The organism is Citrobacter sp. Cs237, from assembly GCF_030332325.1.
GTDB lineage: Bacteria > Pseudomonadota > Gammaproteobacteria > Enterobacterales > Enterobacteriaceae > Citrobacter_A > Citrobacter_A sedlakii.
The window spans coordinates 19,737-40,956 of the sequence record NZ_JAOWIB010000108.1; the positions used below are offsets into that span (position 1 = coordinate 19,737).

At 56.6% G+C, this 21,220-nt stretch carries 19 protein-coding genes; 8 read left to right on the forward strand and 11 right to left on the reverse strand.

Annotated features, from left to right (window positions below; genetic code table 11):
- Positions 1 to 227 precede the first annotated feature (227 nt).
- The 8 genes from aqpZ (at position 228) to OGY07_RS17195 (ending at position 10,206) form a co-directional block, all read left to right on the forward strand.
- Entirely contained in the window at positions 228 to 923 is a 696-nt protein-coding gene (gene aqpZ, locus OGY07_RS17160) for an aquaporin Z (RefSeq protein ID WP_060569859.1), read from the forward strand.
- Between the two features lie 167 nt (positions 924 to 1,090).
- Entirely contained in the window at positions 1,091 to 1,990 is a 900-nt protein-coding gene (locus OGY07_RS17165) for a LysO family transporter (protein WP_181821610.1), read from the forward strand.
- 142 nt (positions 1,991 to 2,132) lie between these two features.
- Positions 2,133 to 3,785 carry a hydroxylamine reductase gene (gene hcp, locus OGY07_RS17170; RefSeq protein ID WP_042286186.1) on the forward strand — a complete coding sequence of 551 codons (1,653 nt, stop codon included), beginning with the start codon at positions 2,133 to 2,135 and terminating at the stop codon, positions 3,783 to 3,785.
- Between the two features lie 10 nt (positions 3,786 to 3,795).
- Positions 3,796 to 4,764 (forward strand): NADH oxidoreductase, encoded by a 969-nt coding sequence (gene hcr, locus OGY07_RS17175; RefSeq protein ID WP_286601954.1) that lies wholly within the window; start codon positions 3,796 to 3,798, stop codon positions 4,762 to 4,764.
- 131 nt (positions 4,765 to 4,895) lie between these two features.
- Complete coding sequence (poxB, locus tag OGY07_RS17180) at positions 4,896 to 6,614, forward strand: ubiquinone-dependent pyruvate dehydrogenase (RefSeq protein WP_286601957.1); 1,719 nt, start codon at positions 4,896 to 4,898, stop codon at positions 6,612 to 6,614.
- Between the two features lie 38 nt (positions 6,615 to 6,652).
- The gene (gene ltaE / locus OGY07_RS17185) at positions 6,653 to 7,654 is read left to right on the forward strand and encodes a low-specificity L-threonine aldolase (RefSeq protein WP_286601958.1); all 1,002 of its coding nucleotides are present in this window, start codon (positions 6,653 to 6,655) and stop codon (positions 7,652 to 7,654) included.
- Positions 7,655 to 7,664: 10 nt separating this feature from the next.
- A complete protein-coding gene (locus OGY07_RS17190; protein WP_181821616.1) occupies positions 7,665 to 9,101 on the forward strand; it encodes an SDR family oxidoreductase in 1,437 nt (478 codons plus the stop codon).
- A gap of 91 nt (positions 9,102 to 9,192) precedes the next feature.
- Positions 9,193 to 10,206 (forward strand): 3-beta-hydroxysteroid dehydrogenase, encoded by a 1,014-nt coding sequence (locus OGY07_RS17195; protein ID WP_060569864.1) that lies wholly within the window; start codon positions 9,193 to 9,195, stop codon positions 10,204 to 10,206.
- 83 nt (positions 10,207 to 10,289) lie between these two features.
- On the opposite strand, the gene OGY07_RS17200 is transcribed toward OGY07_RS17195, so the two are convergent.
- From OGY07_RS17200 to gspG, 11 genes are all read right to left on the reverse strand, one after another.
- Positions 10,290 to 12,131: a chitinase gene (locus OGY07_RS17200; RefSeq protein WP_042284873.1), complete on the reverse strand. Its 1,842-nt coding sequence runs from the start codon at positions 12,129 to 12,131 to the stop codon at positions 10,290 to 10,292.
- A gap of 133 nt (positions 12,132 to 12,264) precedes the next feature.
- Positions 12,265 to 12,705, reverse strand: a complete 441-nt coding sequence (gene iagB / locus OGY07_RS17205; protein WP_042284876.1) for a type III secretion system invasion protein IagB — start codon at positions 12,703 to 12,705, stop codon at positions 12,265 to 12,267.
- Positions 12,706 to 12,829: 124 nt separating this feature from the next.
- Positions 12,830 to 15,550 carry a glycosyl hydrolase family 18 protein gene (locus OGY07_RS17210; RefSeq protein WP_060569866.1) on the reverse strand — a complete coding sequence of 907 codons (2,721 nt, stop codon included), beginning with the start codon at positions 15,548 to 15,550 and terminating at the stop codon, positions 12,830 to 12,832.
- 256 nt (positions 15,551 to 15,806) lie between these two features.
- Entirely contained in the window at positions 15,807 to 16,604 is a 798-nt protein-coding gene (locus tag OGY07_RS17215; protein WP_205611828.1) for a prepilin peptidase, read from the reverse strand.
- The gene (locus OGY07_RS17220; RefSeq protein ID WP_042284884.1) at positions 16,601 to 17,086 is read right to left on the reverse strand and encodes a type II secretion system protein M; all 486 of its coding nucleotides are present in this window, start codon (positions 17,084 to 17,086) and stop codon (positions 16,601 to 16,603) included. The genes OGY07_RS17215 and OGY07_RS17220 overlap by 4 nt, the downstream gene beginning before the upstream one ends.
- Entirely contained in the window at positions 17,083 to 18,219 is a 1,137-nt protein-coding gene (gene gspL / locus OGY07_RS17225; protein WP_286601968.1) for a type II secretion system protein GspL, read from the reverse strand. The genes OGY07_RS17220 and gspL overlap by 4 nt, the downstream gene beginning before the upstream one ends.
- A gap of 15 nt (positions 18,220 to 18,234) precedes the next feature.
- Positions 18,235 to 19,242 carry a type II secretion system minor pseudopilin GspK gene (gene gspK, locus OGY07_RS17230; protein WP_286601970.1) on the reverse strand — a complete coding sequence of 336 codons (1,008 nt, stop codon included), beginning with the start codon at positions 19,240 to 19,242 and terminating at the stop codon, positions 18,235 to 18,237.
- On the reverse strand, positions 19,239 to 19,916 hold the full coding sequence (locus OGY07_RS17235) for a type II secretion system protein GspJ (RefSeq protein ID WP_286601972.1): 678 nt from the start codon (positions 19,914 to 19,916) through the stop codon (positions 19,239 to 19,241). Before OGY07_RS17235 ends, gspK begins: the two co-directional genes overlap by 4 nt.
- Positions 19,913 to 20,293 carry a type II secretion system minor pseudopilin GspI gene (gene gspI / locus OGY07_RS17240; protein WP_286601974.1) on the reverse strand — a complete coding sequence of 127 codons (381 nt, stop codon included), beginning with the start codon at positions 20,291 to 20,293 and terminating at the stop codon, positions 19,913 to 19,915. The genes OGY07_RS17235 and gspI overlap by 4 nt, the downstream gene beginning before the upstream one ends.
- Positions 20,286 to 20,771, reverse strand: coding sequence for a type II secretion system minor pseudopilin GspH (gspH, locus tag OGY07_RS17245; protein ID WP_042284895.1), 486 nt, complete (start codon positions 20,769 to 20,771; stop codon positions 20,286 to 20,288). Before gspH ends, gspI begins: the two co-directional genes overlap by 8 nt.
- On the reverse strand, positions 20,771 to 21,220 hold the full coding sequence (gene gspG / locus OGY07_RS17250; protein ID WP_082636807.1) for a type II secretion system major pseudopilin GspG: 450 nt from the start codon (positions 21,218 to 21,220) through the stop codon (positions 20,771 to 20,773). Before gspG ends, gspH begins: the two co-directional genes overlap by 1 nt.

Genomic DNA, 21,220 nt, shown 5'->3' on the forward strand with positions numbered 1-21,220 from the left:
ATTCAGATTTTGTTCGCTCACTTTCATCCGAACATACGCTACACTTCAAATAAGATTAATCTGAGCAAGGAATGACGCCTCATTGCCCTACATCAAACGATCTGGATTTATTTAGCTAGAGAATGGACGACGTTCGTTTTTAAAATAGCGCGCTATTTATTGTTTCGTCGTCCTGTAGACGAATATTACTGACACCACGTTTGTGGTTATTTCTTATTGAGGTGGATATGTTCAGAAAATTAGCGGCTGAATGTTTTGGTACATTCTGGCTTGTTTTTGGTGGCTGTGGGAGCGCTGTACTGGCAGCAGCCTTTCCGGAATTAGGCATCGGTTTTGCGGGTGTCGCGCTGGCATTTGGTCTCACCGTATTAACGATGGCATTCGCTGTGGGGCATATTTCCGGCGGTCATTTTAATCCAGCGGTAACATTAGGCTTATGGGCTGGCGGCCGTTTTCCGGCGAAAGAGGTCATTGGCTATATTATTGCCCAGGTGATCGGCGGGATTATTGCGGCGGCCGTATTGTACCTTATTGCCAGCGGTAAAACGGGCTTTGACGCGGCAGCCAGCGGGTTTGCTTCTAACGGCTATGGCGAACATTCACCGGGCGGCTATTCCATGCTGTCCGCCATTGTCATTGAGATTGTCCTGACAGCCGGTTTCCTGTTGGTCATTCATGGCGCAACGGATAAATACGCCCCTGCCGGTTTCGCGCCCATCGCGATTGGCCTGGCGTTAACCCTGATTCACCTGATCAGCATTCCGGTGACCAATACCTCTGTAAACCCGGCGCGCAGTACCGCGGTCGCGATCTTCCAGGGGGGTTGGGCGCTGGAACAGCTGTGGCTGTTCTGGGTGATGCCGATTATCGGCGGGATCCTCGGTGGGCTTATTTATCGCACACTGCTGGAAAAACGCGATTAATGATAACAGGCCGGGTAAGCGCGATGCTTCTCCTGGCCTGCAAATACGTTCGATTGTGAACCGGGTGAGCGCCAGCGTCGCCCGGCTTTCTTTTTGCCGCTTTACGGGACAGACTTTATTGGGTAGTGTCGTTGACGCTAAACGATTCTTACAAGGACCGGCTGTTCATGTTTTCTGGACTTCTCATTATTCTGCTTCCGCTGATTGCAGGTTATCTCATTCCGCTGCGGCACAACGCGGCATTAAAACTCATTAATCGCCTGTTAAGCTGGATGGTTTATCTGATTCTCTTTTTTATGGGTATTAGCCTGGCCTTTCTGGATAATCTGGCGAGTAATCTGCTCGCTATTTTTCATTATTCCGCAGTCAGTATTAGCGTTATTTTACTCTGTAATATTGTGGCCTTGCTGTGGCTGGAACGTTCATTACCCTGGCGACACAATCATCAGCAGGAGAAACTGCCGTCGCGTATTGCCATGGCGCTGGAGTCGCTAAAATTATGCGGCGTGGTGGTGGCGGGTTTTCTGCTGGGACTCAGCGGTTTCTCTCTTTTGCAGCATGCGACCGAAGCCAGCGAATATACCCTGATTCTTCTGTTACTGCTGGTGGGGATCCAACTGCGCAATAGCGGCATGACGTTAAGGCAAATTATACTTAATCGCCGGGGCATGATTGTCGCCGTCGTGGTGGTCGCCAGTTCCCTGATCGGCGGCTTAATCAATGCTTTTATTCTCGATCTGCCGATCAAAACCGCACTGGCGATGGCGTCCGGGTTTGGCTGGTACTCCCTGTCCGGTATTTTGCTGACAGAATCCTATGGTCCGGTGATTGGCAGCGCCGCGTTCTTTAACGATCTGGCGCGCGAATTGATCGCCATTATGCTGATTCCGGGCCTGGTGCGCCGCAGCCGCTCCACCGCGCTGGGGCTGTGCGGGGCGACATCGATGGACTTCACCCTGCCGGTTTTACAGCGCACGGGCGGACTGGAGATGGTGCCAGCCGCCATTGTACATGGCTTTATCCTTAGCCTGCTGGTGCCGATCCTGATGGCGTTTTTCTCTGCGTAATACCCCGATGGCGGTAGGTCTCTGCCGCCAAAATTGCGCTAAATCAATCTCCCTGTAAGTTGTATCAGAAATCCCTTTTCTCCTTTCGTGCTCAGGCATAACCTTAAACATGTATATTAAATATAACTTTAAGGGTGTGACCATGTTTTGTGTGCAATGTGAACAAACTATCCGTACTCCGGCAGGAAACGGCTGCTCTTACGCGCAGGGTATGTGCGGTAAAACGGCTGAAACCTCCGATTTGCAGGATCTGCTGATCGCTGCCCTACAGGGTCTGTCTGCATGGGCGGTAAAAGCCCGTGAATACGGCATCATTAATCATGACGTTGACAGTTTCGCGCCGCGCGCGTTTTTCTCTACGCTGACTAACGTTAACTTCGATTCCCCGCGTATCGTGGGCTATGCCCGTGACGCCATCGCCATGCGTGAAGCGCTAAAAGCCCAGTGCCTGAGCGTAGACGCCAGCGCCCATTGCGACAATCCGATGGCGGAGCTGCAACTGGTCAGCGACGATCTCGGTGACCTGCAGCGCCAGGCGGCAGAATTTACCCCGAACAAAGACAAAGCGGCGATTGGCGACAACATTCTCGGCCTGCGTCTGCTCTGCCTGTACGGCCTGAAAGGCGCGGCGGCGTATATGGAGCATGCCCATGTGCTCGGTCAATACGACAACGACATCTACGCGCAGTACCATAAAATCATGGCGTGGCTGGGCACCTGGCCTGCCGACATGAACGCGCTGCTGGAATGCTCGATGGAAATCGGCCAGATGAACTTTAAGGTCATGAGCATTCTCGACGCCGGTGAGACGACGAAATACGGTCACCCCACGCCAACTCAGGTCAACGTGAAAGCCACTGAAGGCAAATGTATTCTGATTTCAGGTCACGATCTGAAAGATCTCTATAATCTGCTGGAGCAGACCGAAGGTACCGGCGTTAACGTCTACACCCACGGCGAAATGCTGCCCGCTCACGGTTACCCGGAACTGCGTAAATTCAAACATCTGGTCGGTAACTACGGCAGCGGCTGGCAGAACCAGCAGGTCGAGTTCGCCCGCTTCCCTGGGCCTATCGTGATGACCTCAAACTGCATCATCGATCCGACCGTGGGCGCTTATGACGACCGTATCTGGACCCGCAGCATCGTCGGCTGGCCGGGCGTCAGTCATCTCGAAGGCGACGATTTCGGCCCGGTGATTGCACAAGCGCAGCAGATGGCAGGCTTCCCGTACAGCGAGATTCCGCACCTGATCACCGTCGGCTTTGGCCGTCAGACCCTGCTTGGGGCGGCAGATACGCTGATCGACCTGGTCAGCCGGGAAAAACTGCGTCACATCTTCCTTGTCGGCGGTTGCGACGGAGCGCGCGGCGAACGTAACTATTTCACCGACTTCGCCACCAGCGTGCCGGATGACTGCCTGATCCTCACCCTCGCCTGCGGCAAATACCGCTTCAACAAGCTCGAGTTTGGCGATATCGAAGGGCTGCCGCGTCTGGTGGATGCCGGGCAGTGTAACGACGCTTACTCCGCTATCATTCTGGCGGTCACGCTGGCGGAAAAACTGGGCTGCGGCGTCAACGATCTGCCGCTCTCCCTGGTGCTCTCCTGGTTCGAACAGAAAGCGATCGTTATTCTGCTGACCCTACTGTCGCTTGGCGTGAAAAATATCGTCACCGGACCGACCGCGCCGGGCTTCTTCACCCCGGATCTGCTGGCGGTGCTCAACGAAAAATTCGGTCTGCGTTCCGTCACCACCGTTGAAGACGATATGAAGCAGTTGCTGAGCGCGTAAGGAGTAAAAGATGACGATGCCAACCAATCAGTGCCCATGGCGGATGCAGGTCCATCACATCCATCAGGAAACGCCGGATGTCTGGACAATAGCCCTGCTGTGCCATGACTATTATCCGTATCGCGCCGGGCAGTATGCACTGGTGAGCGTGCGTAACTCTGCGGACACGCTGCGTGCCTACACGCTGTCTTCCACGCCGGGCGTCAGCGAGTATATTACGCTGACCGTTCGCCGGATTGACGACGGGGCAGGTTCGCAGTGGTTAACCCGCGACGTGAAGCGCGGCGACTACATTTGGCTGTCCGACGCGATGGGCGAATTTACCTGCGACGATAAAGCAGACGATAAATTCCTGATGCTCGCCGCCGGTTGCGGCGTCACGCCGATCATGTCAATGCGCCGCTGGTTGGCGAAGTATCGCCCACAGGCCGACGTGCAGGTAATTTTTAACGTACGCTCGCCGCAGGACGTGATTTTCGCCGAAGAGTGGCAGCAGTACCCGGTCACGCTGGTGGCAGAAAATAACGCCACTCATGGTTTTGTCGCTGGTCGCCTGACCCCTGCACTGTTGCAGCAGGTACCCGATCTTACCTCGCGTACCGTAATGACCTGCGGCCCGGCACCGTATATGGATTGGGTCGAACAGGAAGTGAAAGCGCTTGGCGTGACGCGCTTTTTCAAAGAGAAGTTCTTTACGCCGGTGGCAGAAGCCGCTACCAGCGGTCTGAAATTTACCAAACTGCAACCGGCAAAAACGTTTTACGCGCCCGTCGGCACCACACTGCTGGACGCGCTGGAAAGCAACAAAGTGCCGGTTACCGTCGCCTGTCGTGCTGGCGTCTGCGGCTGTTGTAAAACCAAAGTGGTTTCCGGTGAGTATACGGTCAGCAGCACCATGACGCTGTCCGACGCGGAAATCGCCGAAGGCTACGTGCTGGCCTGCTCCTGCCATCCACAGGGCGATCTGGTCCTCGCGTAGTGATACCTTGCCGGAAAGCGTTGCGCTTATCCGGTCTCCCCCTTCAGGCCGGATGCGCTGACGCCATCCGGCCTTTTTGCCATCTTCAACTAAACTTGTAACCGTTATCACATTGAAGGAGATGGAGAACCATGAAACAAACGGTTGCCGCTTTTATTGCAAAAACGCTGGAACAGGCCGGAGTGCAACGCATCTGGGGCGTAACGGGCGATTCCCTGAACGGCCTGAGCGACAGTCTCAATCGCATGGGAACGATTGAGTGGATGTCGACCCGTCACGAAGAGGTCGCGGCGTTTGCCGCTGGCGCGGAGGCCCAGCTTACCGGCAATCTGGCGGTGTGCGCAGGCTCCTGCGGCCCCGGCAACCTGCATTTAATCAATGGCCTGTTTGACTGCCACCGTAACCATGTTCCGGTACTGGCGATTGCCGCCCATATTCCCTCCAGCGAGATCGGCAGCGGTTACTTCCAGGAGACCCACCCGCAAGAGTTGTTCCGTGAATGCAGCCACTATTGCGAGCTGGTTTCCAGCCCTGAGCAGACCCCCCAGGTCCTGGCGATCGCCATGCGCAAAGCGGTACTGAATCGCGGCGTGTCGGTCGTGGTACTCCCGGGCGACGTAGCGCTGAAACCCGCGCCGGAAGGCGCCAGCAGCCACTGGTATCATGCGCCGATGCCGGTCGTCACCCCCGCGGAAGAAGAGCTGCGCAAACTGGCGCAACTGCTGCGTTACTCCAGCAATATCGCGCTGATGTGCGGCAGCGGCTGCGCGGGCGCCCATCACGAGCTGGTTGAGTTTGCTGCCAAAATCAAAGCGCCTGTCGTGCACGCCCTGCGCGGCAAAGAGCACGTCGAATACGACAATCCATATGACGTGGGCATGACCGGGCTTATCGGCTTCTCGTCCGGTTTCCATACCATGATGAACGCCGACACCCTGGTGCTGCTCGGCACGCAGTTCCCCTACCGCGCCTTCTACCCCACCGACGCCAAAATTATCCAGATCGACATCAATCCGGGGAGCATCGGCGCGCACAGTAAGGTTGATATGGCGCTGGTCGGCGACATCAAAGCGACCCTGACGGCGCTACTGCCGCTGGTGGAAGAAAAAACCGATCGTAAATTCCTTGATAAAGCATTGAACGATTACCGCGACGCCCGCAAAGGACTCGACGATCTGGCGAAACCGAGCGACAAAGCCATCCACCCGCAGTACCTGACGCAACAGATCAGCCGTTTTGCCGCCGATGACGCCATCTTTACCTGCGACGTCGGTACGCCGACGGTATGGGCGGCGCGTTACCTGAAAATGAACGGCAAGCGCCGACTGCTCGGCTCGTTTAACCACGGCTCGATGGCGAACGCCATGCCGCAGGCGCTGGGCGCGCAGGCTACCGCGCCGGAGCGCCAGGTCGTGGCGATGTGTGGCGACGGCGGGTTCAGCATGCTGATGGGCGATTTCCTCTCGGTGGTACAGATGAAGCTGCCGGTCAAAATCGTGGTCTTTAACAACAGCGTGCTGGGCTTCGTGGCGATGGAGATGAAGGCCGGCGGTTACCTGACCGACGGCACTGAGCTGCATGACACCCATTTCGCCCGCATCGCCGAAGCCTGCGGCATCACCGGTATTCGCGTTGAAAAAGCCTCAGAGGTGGATGAAGCCCTACAGCGTGCTTTCGCTATCGACGGTCCGGTACTGGTGGACGTAGTGGTCGCCAAAGAAGAGCTGGCGATCCCGCCGCAGATCAAACTGGAGCAGGCCAAAGGGTTCAGCCTGTATATGCTGCGGGCGATCATCAGCGGGCGCGGCGACGAAGTGATCGAACTGGCAAAAACCAACTGGCTCAGGTAAAACAGAAGGCATTACCCTGACTTTACAGAGGAAATGCCGTGATCGATCTACGCAGTGATACCGTCACCCGACCGGGCCGCGCCATGCTGGAAGCCATGATGGCCGCCCCGGTTGGCGATGACGTGTACGGAGATGACCCTACCGTTAACGAACTTCAGCGCTACGCCGCGGAACTCAGCGGCAAAGAGGCCGCGCTGTTTTTACCCACCGGCACCCAGGCCAATCTGGTCGCCTTGCTCAGCCACTGTGAACGCGGTGAAGAGTATATCGTCGGTCAGGGCGCGCATAACTATCTCTTTGAAGCGGGCGGCGCGGCAGTGCTCGGTAGCATCCAGCCGCAGCCCATTGACGCAGCGGCAGACGGTTCATTACCGCTGGATAAGGTGGCGGCGAAAATTAAGCCGGACGATATTCATTTCGCCCGCACGAAGCTACTCAGTCTTGAAAACACCCATAACGGCAAAGTGTTGCCGCGCGAATACCTGAAAGCCGCGTGGGAGTTTACCCGTGAGCGCGGTCTGGCGCTGCATGTCGACGGCGCGCGCATCTTTAACGCCGTGGTCGCTTACGGCTGCGCGCTGAAAGAGATCACCCAATATTGCGACTCGTTCACTATCTGCCTGTCGAAAGGGCTGGGTACGCCGGTCGGGTCGCTGCTGGTCGGCAGCCATGATTACATCAAGCGCGCCACGCGCTGGCGCAAAATGACCGGCGGCGGTATGCGTCAGGCGGGGATTCTGGCCGCCGCCGGGCTGTATGCGCTGAAAAACAATGTCGCTCGCCTGCAGGACGATCACGACAACGCCGCGTGGCTGGCGGAACAGCTGCGTGACGCTGGCGCGGAAGTGACGCGTCATGACACCAATATGCTGTTCGTTCGCGTAGGCGAAGAACGCGCGGCGGTGCTGGGCGCGTATATGAAAGACCACGGTGTGCTGATCAATGCCTCGCCCGTGGTACGTCTGGTCACGCATCTGGACGTCTCGCGCGAGCAGCTTGCCGACGTTGTCGCCCACTGGCGCGCCTTTCTGAACCGCTAAGGAGACAACCGTGCCGCAACGCATACTGGTGCTTGGCGCCAGCGGATACATCGGTCAGCATCTGGTGCAGGCGCTCAGCGCGCACGGGCATCAGGTGCTGGCGGCGGCACGTCGCACCGAACGGCTGGAAAAAATGCAGCTGTCGAACGTCAGCTGCCATAACATCGATCTGAACTGGCCGCGCGCGCTGCCCGCCCTGCTGAAAAACATCGATACCCTGTACTATCTGGTTCACGGCATGGGCGAAGGCGGCGACTTTATCGCCCATGAACGGCAGGTGGCGCTGAACGTGCGTGACGCCCTGCGCGAAACGCCGGTTAATCAGCTGATTTTTCTCAGCTCGCTACAGGCGCCCGAACATGAGCAGTCGGACCACCTGCGCGCGCGACAACTGACGGCAGACACGTTGCGCGAGTCCGGCGTGCCGGTCACCGAACTGCGCGCCGGGATCATCGTCGGCGCAGGGTCCGCCGCGTTTGAAGTGATGCGCGATATGGTCTACAACCTGCCGATCCTCACGCCGCCGCGCTGGGTGCGCTCGCGCACCACACCCATCGCGCTGGAGAACCTGCTGCATTACCTGGTGGAACTGCTCAACCATCCCACCCGCGAACATCGGGTGCTGGAAGCCGCCGGGCCGCAAGTGCTGAGCTATCAGGCGCAGTTTGAACATTTTATGACGGTCAGCGGCAAACGCCGTCCGCTCCTTCCCATCCCCTTTCCGACCCGTTGGATTTCCGTCTGGTTTCTTAACGTGATCACCTCTGTTCCCCCCACGACCGCGAAAGCGCTGATACAGGGACTGAAGCACGACCTGCTGGCTGACGACAGGGCGCTACGCGCGTTGATCCCGCAAAAGCTGATTGCCTTCGACGACGCGGTGCGCAGGACGCTGAAAGAAGAAGAGAAGCTGGTTAACTCCAGCGACTGGGGTTACGACGCGCAGGCATTTGCCCGCTGGCGGCCTGAGTACGGTTTCTTCGCCAAACAGGCTGGCTTTACCGTCAGCACCTCTGCCAGTCTGCAGGCGCTGTGGCAGGTCGTGAACCGTCTCGGTGGCAAAGAGGGATATTTCTTCGGCAATGCGTTGTGGAAAACCCGCGCGGCGATGGATCTGCTGGTCGGCCATCGGCTGGCGAAAGGTCGCCCCGAACATGCGCTTTTACAGCCCGGCGATGCGGTGGACAGCTGGAAGGTGATTATTGTCGAGCCGGAAAAACAGCTGACCCTGCTGTTCGGTATGAAGGCGCCGGGGCTGGGCCGCCTCAGTTTTACTCTTGAGGATAAAGGGGATCACCGACAAATTGACGTGCGCGCCTGGTGGCATCCGCACGGGATGCCGGGCCTTTTTTACTGGCTGTTGATGATTCCGGCGCACCTGTTTATCTTCCGGGGAATGGCAAAGAAAATTGCCCGACTTGCAGAACAAATCACAGAAAATAAGTAAAAAGAGACTGTATTGTTTCACGTTTCCCATTGCATACCGACGTAATTCACGGAAGAATGCGCACGACGTTTTTAAAACACAGTGGATTGATATGAAGGTACTGGTTACCGGCGCAACCAGCGGCTTGGGACGAAACGCGGTTGAGTTTTTGCGCAACAAAGGCATCAGCGTCAGAGCCACTGGTCGCAATGAGGCGATGGGAAAACTGCTCGAGAAGATGGGCGCGGAATTTGTCCATGCGGATCTGACCGAGTTGGTTTCGTCACAGGCGAAGGTCATGCTCGCGGGCATCGACACGCTGTGGCACTGCTCAAGCTTCACCTCGCCGTGGGGAACCCAGGAAGCCTTTGATCTGGCCAACGTCCGCGCAACCCGTCGTCTTGGCGAATGGTCGGTGGCGTGGGGCGTGCGTAATTTCATTCATATCTCCTCCCCTTCGCTCTATTTCGATTACCACCATCATCGCGGTATTAAAGAGGATTTTCGCCCTCACCGTTTCGCCAACGAGTTTGCCCGCAGTAAAGCCGCCGGTGAAGACGTGATTAATCTGCTGGCGCAGGCTAACCCGCAAACGCGATTTACGGTGCTGCGTCCGCAAAGTCTGTTTGGCCCCCATGACAAAGTGTTTATCCCGCGGCTGGCGCACATGATGCACCAGTACGGCAGCGTGCTGTTGCCCCACGGCGGCAGCGCGCTGGTGGATATGACCTACTATGAAAATGCGATTCACGCGATGTGGCTGGCCAGCCAGGCGCAGTGCGACAGCCTGCCCTCTGGCCGGGTGTATAACATCACCAACGGCGAGCCGAGAACCCTGCGCAGCATTGTGCAAAAGCTGATTGATGAACTGAATATCCACTGTCGGATCCGCTCTGTTCCCTACCCAATGCTGGACATGATCGCCCGCAGCATGGAGCGTTTCGGCAACAAATCCGCAAAAGAGCCCGCACTTACCCACTATGGCGTGTCAAAGCTGAATTTTGATTTTACGCTGGATATCAGCCGCGCCGGGGACGAGTTGGGATATAAACCGGTGGTGACGCTTGATGACGGAATTATCAGAACCGCAGCCTGGCTGCGCGATCACGGGAAATTACATCGCTAAACCGCTCACCGCCGGAAGGTGACTTATCCGGGCGGCAAAATCGCAAAAAAGCGGCAACCTCTGGTTGCCGCTTTGCGTTTACCTTACAGCGCGGTCCATGCGTCGGACCATGCCAGACCCACGCCGGGTTCATAGTAGGTTGGCGCGTTGTTGCACCAGCCGCTGTACGGGAACGGTTTGCACTGGAACAGTTTACCGTGGTTGTTAACGATGTCCCCTGCGTTGTACGTGCTGTTAGCGCTCCAGCCTGGGTAAGCGCCTTCATCTTCAGACGGCGTCGAGGCCTTTGCTTTCACGTTCAGCAGATAGGATGCGGTGCTGCTCAGTTCGCCATCGCTGACGGTCAGGCTCACTTCGTACTGCTTCGCCGTAGCGGCTTCCGGCGCGGTAAAGGTCACCACCGCTTTGTCTTCGCCGGAAAGGGTCTGACCGTCCTGCGAGCGCCAGGTATAGGTCAGTTTATTACCGTCTTCATCGGTAGAGCTTTCCGCGCTCAGCGAAACCTGCGCCCCCGCTTCAACCGCGCCAACCGGCCCTGAAATAATCGCCACCGGCGCGTGGTTGACCACCACTGGCGCGGTATCGTCTGCCGGCGTGGTATCCGCCGGGGTCGTGTCATCTGGCGGAGTGGTATCCGCAGGCGTATCCTCAGATGGCGTGGTGTCCGCCGGTGTGGTATCGGCAGGTGTGACCGGCGTACCGTCGTCATTTACAATGTTCACGTTATAGAACTTCTGCACGCATTTGGTGTAGTCGCCGTCTTTAAAGGCGCTGAACGGCGTCTGGTAGCCCACCAACTGGCAAGCATAGGTTTTACCGTCTGGCGTGTCCGCGCTCCACCCCCAGTCCTGTTCCCAGTAAATCTTCAGCGCGCCCGCGCCGTATTCGTCGAACTGTTTCATGTTGGCACAACCCAGCACTTCATCAGCCGGAACAGGTACTTTCAGGTAATTGGCGAACTCTTTGTAGTACTTGATACGGTTCTGTGACTGGGCGATCTCCGTCGGGCCGCCGCATTCCACGCCGCCGTTGATGATCTGGGTGGTCACACCGAAGCCCGGCACCAGACCGTTGGCTTTATCGTGTTCGTTCGGCTGCCAGGTGCCGTCGATCACCTGCAACATGCTCGGCTTCGGCGGCTGCGGGTAGGCGAAGAAGAAGATCGCGCTCGCCAGGTTCAGCCAGGTGTCCGCCACCAGCTCCGGTTTGTCGAGCAGTACACGCACGTCGCCATACATCGCTTCCGAGAATGGACCGTAGTTGTAGTTATAGGACAACTGCTTCGCGCCGCGACCAAAGTAGCTCAGGAAGTCGCCGTCTTTGTCTTTACCGCACGGCCAGGTCTGCCCCTGCCATACGTCCGGGTTACATTCACCGTTATAGCCGCCCTTCTGGCCTTCGCTCCAGCCCATCTCGCGGACATGAACCAGCGCCTGGCGCCATTCGGCCTCCGGACGCCAGCTTTCATGGCCGCCAGTTTCCTGGGCGAAGTGCGCGAACATAGTCGCCAGTTCTTTACGGCAGATCGCGTCGCTGTCGCGACCGTCGTTATAGGTCTGGCACAGCGCCGGGAATTTACCGACCGCTTTCAGGAAGTTGCTGTAGGTGTACGCCTGCGCGCGCAGCGGGAACAGGTATTCCCAGTCCGACGCTTTCACGATGCCTTCCACGCGCTTGACGTTTTCCGGATTGGCGGCGCGACCCGGCTCGATCAGTTCAACTGAGGCGTTATCGAGGGTGCGAATAGTCTCTTTTACCGACTGCATCAGCGGAAAGTTGGTCAGCTCCTGCTCTTTTTTCGCCAGGTCGCTGGCCTTCATGGTATAAGGCTCACCGCTGGTCGCCTGCAGATTGCTGGCCTGCGCCATAAACGGCGCCACACACGCGCCGGCAATAAGTACACTTAATAATGTCCGTTTGTTCATTTCAGTTTTCCTTGAATAGTACAATAAGATAATTAATCCCCTGGTTTATTTATTAATCCGTCAATAAATAAGCCCTCCAGTGCGACATTCACTTTTAGAAGAACACGCGTGGGTATTCTTCAAAAAATAAAAGTCATCCGCGGTAAGGTTTTTTTAACTGTTGATATTTATTCCATACCTTGCGCGCGTAGATCATGCGTTGAGGGTAGTTTTCTTTTTTCAGCCCTGCGTTATAAGCGCCAACGGCTTCCCAGTTATTGCCATAGACTTTAATCATGTCGGAAAGAATCGAAGCCCCCACCATAATTGAGGTACACGGCTCGGCAATCAGCCGGTATTCATCAATCCCGTGTCGTTGCAGTTCTGTAAAATGCGAGCTGTTAATTTGCATCAAACCGACATCCCGGGTGCCATCGTGATTTACCCCTACGGCATAGGGATTCATCCCGGATTCAACTTTTGCTATTGCATATAAGAGATAAGGATCCACATGGTAATAATGCGCGGCGTTATCCCAACAGTTAGCGAATACGCTCTGACTGACAATCAGCAGCAAAAATATGATGCGTTTCATTTTTTCTCCTGATAAACGGGTTAATTGGCTCCTTTTTACATCCTGTCAGGTGAGAGGAACCACACCCGAAGCGGGGTGTGGTCCAGAGGTGCGGGGAGCGTACTCCCCGCGACCTGCGGTGAAATTATTTGCAGTCGGTTGCTGCGCCTTCCTTCACCCATACATCGCTGTTTGCCGGGTTGTCGCCCATGGTCCACCACTTCGCACGGTACACAGACCCTTCATATGTTGTGGTATCGCCGCCGTTGTAGACCACATCGGAACGCCAGTTGAATTTCACCTGGCTGACCAGTTCCCAGGCTTCCGCACCGAAGCCCGGCTGGTTACCCTGCGTCCAGTACTTCGCTTTCCATACCAGATGGTCGAAGCTCACGGTATCGCCGCCGTTGTAGATTTTGCTGGATTCCCATGCCGCGTATTTGCTGGCGTTAGCGTCAACCGGGTTGTCGCAGGAATCTGTTGCGCTACCTTCATCAGACGGCGTGTTGCCTTCATCAGACGGGGTAGTACCTTCGTCTGAAGGGGTGTTGCCTTCATCAGACGGATGGGTGTCTTCCTCTGCCGGAGTCGGTACCGCTTTCGGATTCACAGTCACCTGCACGTTAGACTGTACGCTGGTCTTACCGTCGGACACGATCACGCTCAGGGTGAAGGTGGAGGCGTTTGCCACGTCTGGCGCAGTGATACGCACGTTCGCCGTATCCGTACCGGTTGCGTTCATATCTGCCGGTACGCTCCAGCTGTAGGTCAGCGCATCGCCATCCGGGTCGGTTGCCTGCGCATGCAGAGACAGAGACTCGCCCGCGGTCACGCTCACGGCTTCCATGGCATTGATTACCGGAGCCTGGTTGGCTTTCGGCGCTTTATTCACTACCTGGACATCCACCGCATTGCTCAGGCCTTTCGCATCAGTGACCGTCAGACGGAATGCCAGAGTTTGATCGAGGGTAACCGCTGGCAGGTTGATGCTGGCTTTAGCGCTGGTGCTGTTGGCAATCGCTACGGTGGCGCCGGAAATCTGCGTCCACTTGTAGGTCAGCGCGTCGCCGTCCTGATCGCGGGAAGCCGAACCGTCGAGCATCACGGTCGCCGGGCCAGTTACGCTCTGGTCAACCGCAGAAGCGACCGGCGCGTGGTTGGTGTTTACCGGCTCAACCGGCGTGGAGCTGCCGCCCATCAAACCTTCGTTCATGGCGTTCAGGATATCGCCGTTATCGGACTCGATAGACCACGCGAACAGACCGCCGAGGTTGTTGTTCAGGACATATTTGCCTTTCGCTTCAACGGAGCGGGCGTTGTCGTAGGTCACCAGCTCGCCGGTAGACTTGTTGAATACATACGGCGCTTCTGCAGCGGTATCGTATTTGTATTCCCAACCCGGTTTGCCCAGCATCTGGTTGACGATCTGACGGTAGTCAACGATGCCGCTTTCCCAGGTGCCTTTCACCGGACCGGTAGCCGTGCCGGTGAACGGGTTGTCGCCAGTGTAGCCGTGAACGCCGGTCCAGCCGCGTCCGTACATCGCCGCGCCAACGACGATCTTGCCAGGCTGTACGCCCTGCTCCAGCATCGCTTTCACTGCGTTATCGGTGGTGTAGTTGGTGTCCGGTTTCCATGACGCGCCATAAAGTGCGGTCTGATGGCCGAGATCGGTGTTGCTCCACGCGCCGTAGAAGTCATAGCTCATCAGGAAGATATGATCGAGGTACTGCTGCGCCGTGTTGTAGTCAACGTCTTCAATCTTATCTTTGCCCGCGCCGATTGCGGTGGTCAGCTCGTAGGTACGGCCCGTTTCAGCCGACAGTTCGTTCAGCATCTGACGCAGATCGTGCATCAGCGCGGTGTACGTGGCCTTATCGGTCTGCGGATTGCCGAGTTTGGCGTTCTCACCGCCGCCGCCCGGGAATTCCCAGTCAATATCCACACCGTCGAACACTTTCCAGGTTTTCAGGAACTCTTTTACAGAGGCGACGAAGCGATCGCGCAGGACTTTATTGTCCATCTGGAAAAACGGATCGGACAGCGTCCACCCGCCGACGGACGGCAGAATTTTCAGGTCAGGATGCGCTTTTTTCATCGCCATCAGCTGACCGTAGTTACCTTTGTACGGGTCATCCCAGTTGCTTACGCCCTGCTGCGGTTTCTGCAGCGCCGCCCATGGATCGTGGATCGCCACGGTGTAATCCTGACGTCCCTGGCACGCGCGTTTCAGGGATTCCAGCGCACCAGACGATTTGGCGCTGTCGTTAATACCGTCGCCGCCGCACATTGGAATAAAGCCATACAGCAGGTGGTTGATGTTCGCCACCGGGATTTTATCGGCGGAGAAGTTGCGGTCATAGACGCCCCACTCCGGGAAGTAGGCGCCAACCACTTTGTCGGTGTGCTGCGCGAAGGTTTTGTTATTTTCCAGCAGCGGGGTATTCAGCGGCAGCAGATGGCTACCGTCGGTATCCGCCACGATAATCAGCTTACTGGCGCTCTTGGTGCAACCGCTGTCGTTACACAATTCCACCTGTTCCTGATAGCGCCCGCCTTTTTTTACTTTAAAGGTCGCAGAGCCAGACGCGCTGCCAGCACCGGTCCAGACGGTTTTACCGTCCAGCAGTACTTTTGCGGAAGTCGGCGCATCGCCGCTCCACACGTTCCACTCCACTTTCACGTCAACGCCGTCGTTATGCACTTTAACGAGGTTGTTATAATCCTGAGCAGCCTGATCCACTTCCACGAGGGCAAATTTATCATTACCGCTGGAAATAGACGGCGTCCCTGGCGCCGCTGCAAATACAGAGCTTGTTGCCGCAGCGACAAACAACGCCAGATATTTTGGCTTCATAAATTTCATTATTAATTCCCGATAACTTTATTTGTGAATATGAAAATAACCATGCCTTCCTTAAAGCATGAACGACAATGAGAAGTACTAATAAATGAATAACGGTATGAACCAGGACGGCTCATTAAAGATTATTAATTATGGACATCCTCCCTATTTATTTGCAAACCATCCTTTTTTTTACCCTTGCATAATAATCTGGGAAACACCCTTCGTCCTTTCATTCCCTCGGCGAAAATAGATGAAAAAATACTTGCAGCGGCACTTAGAATGTGAATTGCCAGGATTGAATAATAAAAATAATTACTCCCGCCAATGAAAGGGCGGGGCCAAAAGGAATTTGTCGGTCGTTGCCCGTGGATTTATATAACAACACATAGATAACGATGCCAGTGAGCGCGGCAAGCAGCAAAATGTACGGCAACGGTTGCCAGCCGCACCAGGCCCCCAGCGCGGCAAACAGTTTACCATCCCCCTGCCCTAGTCCCTCGCGCCCGGTCAACAGGCGACATCCCCAATACACCAGCCACAACGACAGATAACCGGCTATCGCGCCATAGAGGGCGTCGGTTAACGGTAGCGTATGAACACAGGCGTGGAACAACAACCCGGCCCACAACAGAGGCTGGGTTAAACAGTCCGGTAGCAGCAGATAACGGGCGTCGATGAAGGTGAGCGGCAACAGGCCGATCCACAAGATCCACAGCGCGATCAGCGCAGGCAACGAAGGCGCGAAAGCGGCGGTCAGCGCAAAGAAGAGCGCGCTGAGGCATTCGACCATTAACAGACGAAGCGGGATAGCGACCCGGCAGTGGCTGCAGCGTCCCCGCAGACAGCACCAGCTCAACAGAGGAATATTTTCCCACCAGGCCAACACGTGTCCGCATGCCGGACAGTGCGAGGCGGGAAACAGCAAATTCCCCGCGTCTTCTTCCTCCAGCAGCATCGGCGGAAGGCGCTCGACCACCACGCCCAAAAAGCTGCCGATGATGCTGCCGAACACGCCGCTCATAACGCAAAACCCCAGCGGATAGCCCTCTCTGAAGGCGGTCAGGGCATTCATGCGGCTTTTTTCCAGCTCAGTACCAGCGTCGCCTTGACGCTGCTGGCGCGGTCGACCGGCATTAACGCCATTTTTTCCAGACGCACGCCTGAGGAAAGATTCAGTTCACGCAGCCAGTTTTTCAGTTCAACAACGTTCACCTTCTCAACAACAAGTTCGAGAGACTGCTCATGCTGGCGAATATCCGTCAGCGGCAAATGGATCTCTTTCGCGCTCTCTTCGATCACCTGGCGCGGATTACTGGTTTTTAATACCTTCGCCTGCAAATGATTTTTATCGATCTCTTCGCGCATCCAGCGCAGAGTCTCTTTTTGCCGTAATAATGTCGATTCGCTGTTTTTAATCATAGTGTCCAGCGGGATGATGCCGCCGTAATAGACCGCGGCACAGCACAGCGCCGCGGCGCACAGCGTAAACAGGTTACGCTCGCGCGGACTGTAATTCTGGTAACGCGCTTTCAGTTGGGCAATACGTTCTTTCATTTATATTTCCCGGTGACTATCGCCGTAAAGGGCGCCTGGGTGGAGACGGGTTGCAGGGTAAAATCAAAACTGCCGCTGGCCTGGTTCACAAATGACTGGATCGCCTGCGGGTCCGGTGACGACAGGCTCAGGGTAAGCTGATTTTGCGCCTCGTTATATTCCAGTTGGCTTAATTCCACGGCGGGCACGTTTTTTTTAATTTGCGCTAGGGCGTCAAGTTGTAAAAAGACGCCTTTCGGCTGTTTTTTGAGATTCTGACCAAAATGATACTTAATGTTGGTCTGCTGGCGCAGACTGGGGAAATAGTGTTGCGCCACCTGAACGATCTCTTCCTGCGCCTGGTTTTCCTGTTGCACCAGCATCCAGGCCATGGCGATCCGCGGGCCAATCATCAGCCCCACGGAAAGCGCCACGGCGGCGGCCAGCATCGCTTTCCCATGCCGGAAGCCGTGCGTGCCGGAGGCTAAAAAGGGACCGTGCAACATATTGGCGCGGCAGGTTTTCCACTGCGGCTGAATCAGCGTCAGAGGATGCTGCCACGCCCGCTGTTCAGTAATGACGACGCCGGACGGGACGTCGCCGTAGCAGCAAATGTCGCCATCGAGATCGCGGGTCAAAAACGGCATCAGGGCGGCATCTGCCTCACAGGCGCTAAACGGCGCGGCGCGCAGCCACCAGCTGTCGCCGCAGGAAACCAGGGTCGCGCCGCCTTCGCTGACGGGCAGTAAAATGGCATCCGGCAGAACCTGAATCACCTTCAGCCCCGCTTTTTCACAAAGCGAAAGCCAGAAGCGCAGACGTTCTGCGTCAATCGCCACCGCGTCCACCTCACGGCCTTTTTTGCGCAGTACCGTCCAGTGCAACGTGTCCACATCGCCAATCAGCGTTTCTTCCGCCAGCCACGAGAACGGCGCCGACTGGATGGAAAGCCCTTTTTTTGGCAGTGTAAACTGGCGAAAGACCAGTTCGCTGGCGGGCAACAGCAGGCAAACGCGCGTTGCCAGCGGACTGTCTGCCAGCGTGCTTAAGGCGGCGCGATTATCCAGAACATCCACCTGCTGCTGGCCGGAAATACACCACGCAATTTTCCCGTCCTCATTCGCGTCGGGACGAATAAAAAGTACCTGTTTCATTGACTATGACTCTTCTTATTCCATTATTCGGTAGCGGCGTTGCCAGGTCGTAACCTTCCCGGCTTCCTTATCAACGTGCAGTTGGCTGACAACGCGCAGCGTTAAATCATCGGTATTCCCGGTGCTGTTAACCCGGAAATCGTTGCTGTTCACCGCGATAAATTCCTGAACCTGGGTCAGAACTTCTTTGCTCTGCGGGTAGTTTGTTTCTAATTCCTTGCTGAAAGCCTCGACCGACTCCCACCCCTCTTGCGGACGGGAAGCAAGCAAGCGCGACGCGTCATCTTCACTCAGTTTTCCGAGGAACAGCGCCGACAATAGCGTTGCCTGCTCAGGCTTAAGGGTGTTCACATCGACCGTGCCATCGGCGTCCGGCAGGGCGCACAGCAGGGTGCTGGCTTTGGGCCAGGCCGCTGGCGGAAACGCCGGCAGCTGTGTGATCTCACCGATAGTACGCATCATCTGGTTCGCAGGAAGCCGCTCCGGCAGCGCGCCGGCCCACGCATCATTCTCCTGCCCCTCTTTCGCCGTGATACTGTCACCGTCGAGGTAATCCACCAGTTGTTGATACACCTCTTCTGCGGCCACAGTGCTGACACCACTGTCGGCCAGCAGTTGTTCAATAATTTGCTCTTTGACCGGTTTCGTCGGCAACGCGGCAGCATCTGTGGCCGTCGCCGCTTTTTCTTCCGCCAGCAGGCTGTTGACATTGAAGCAGCGCCGGGCGTCCTCAATCTGGCTGACCACCGTGTAGTATTCCCCCTGGGTTTCCAGCGGCTCGCGCCATTCGCCCTCTGGTGAAAGCCCTTTGCTTTCACCGCTGGTGAGGGTTTGCAGACGATCTTTAATCACCTCATCCTGGCGTTGCATCGCCCAGCGCAACTGCTGCTGGCTCACCTGATATCGGGTTTTCTGCAAATTGCGACAGAACTGCTGGCTGATTTTTGCCGCCAGCGCGGACATCATGACCAACAGGATCAGCACCACCAGCAGCGCGACGCCGCGCTGTTTGTCTGTTTTCATTTTGCCTCTCCGGTCGGTACGGCGGCGGCAGGCGTCGCGGCCTCCGCTGCGGGCGAGGTTGGCGGCGACGCGACGTCCGCTGGCGCTTCCGGCTTTTTCGCTAACTGAATTTCCGGCATCTCCCCGGGGGTGAGAAACACCCAGCGCCAGGTTTCGCCGTTTGTCATCGTCAGCGTCAGCTCCACGCCGTCTGGCTGGTGAGCGGCGTCCGTCCAGGCGTCTTGCCAATCCTGACGCCAGAAGCGCCAGCGCATCTCTTTCACGTCGCTTAAAATGGGCACCTCTTCCGGTTTGGCGCTGGAAGGGCTGTCGATCGCCGGCCAGACGTCGCGCCACAGGCGGTGCTCCTCCAGCCGCCAGCGCACGCGCTCCAGCCGGACATCGCCGCTCAAGGCGCTCAGGGTACTGAGTTCAACGGCGTTCCCATCCTGGCGAAACACCTCCGGTTCATTGCGCGGCGCGCGCGCCTGAAGCTGGAAGAAATCGCGCTCCAGCAGGTTATAGGCGCGCTGTAGCTGATTGAGCTTCGTCGCCGCGGTGTCCGTTGCCGTCGTGGTGCGCATCGCGCCGTCGAGTATTTGCCATGCCAGGATGCTGATCACCGCGAAAATGGTCAGGGCAATCATGATCTCCAGCAGGGTAAAGCCCTGCTGACGCGGGAGTCGCTTACTCATGGCGTGTCCTCCGGCGGAATGATGCTCAGGACGATCACCGGCTGGCTTTCGTCGCCTTCGGCATAAACCGCAATGTCGTTGGCAAACACTTTGTTGTCTTTTTTCACCCGCTGGATCTGCCAGGTCCAGGTGCGTCCGCCCATCGTTTCGTCGCCTTTTTCAGCGGCATCAGGAAACGGGCGCTTTTCCAGCTGCGCTTCGGCCAGTTGATTTTCCGCCACCCAACTGGCCTGCAGCGTGTCCGCCAGGCCGTGGGTAAAGCGCACGTTCAGCGAAACGGAATTCATAAGCGCCAGCGCCGCGGTGGAGAAAATAACTAACGCCACCATGACTTCCAGCAGCGTCATCCCCAGCTCTTTCATCCTACGTTTAGTCATTATTCTCTACCGACACCGGCGAGGCGCCCTGCGACACCACGCTAAAATGGTGCTGTTTGTCGTCACTTTGCAGGGTCAGACGAAAGCGGGACATCTCCCCGTCGGGTAAAAATATTACCTGCGGTTCGGACGTTACCGTCGCCGCCAGACGCTGTGGCGAAAGGGAGATATGCATCGTTTCCGGAAACTGGCCGTGAGTGTAAATACGCCCGGCGGTGAGCGGTTCCCAGCGCCGTTCGCCATTTTTTTCGGCCGGGGCGACAAGTTGATATTCCGATGGCGTTATGACCAGCCCGATAATAGTGCCGTCCATTACCGCGCGGTCGGAACCGTATTCAACGAGAGATTTCATTTGCTGGCCAAATATATCCGCACCACTGCGCGATGGAATCGTCGACACGACCATCATGGCGCAGCTGGCAAATATCACCAGCGCCAGAATAATTTCCAGCAATGTAAACCCACGCTGTTTTTTCATCACTTATCTTTGTTATCTAACGACCAGTTCGTAATATCATCGGCAGTGTTCGCTTCGGCATCCGGCCCCGGCGAAAAGATATCTACCGCGCCGTGCTCGCCCGGACTGACGAGAATATAATCATTGCCCCACGGATCCTGCGGCAGGCGACGAATATAACCGTCAGTACGATAGCCGTTCGGAATTGGCGCGATTTCCGGCTTCGTCACCAGTGCCTGCAGGCCCTGTTCGCTGGTGGGATAACGGTGGTTATCCAGCTTGTACATATCCAGCGATCCCTCCAGCGCCACAATGTCGCTGGTCGCCTTCTGAGTATCGGCTTTCTCTTTATTTCCCATCAGGTTTGGCACCACCATGCTTGCCAGAACCCCAAGGATGACGATCACCACCATTAATTCGAGCAAAGTAAACCCGGCCTGACGCGTCAGGTTTTTTCTTTTTACAGACAT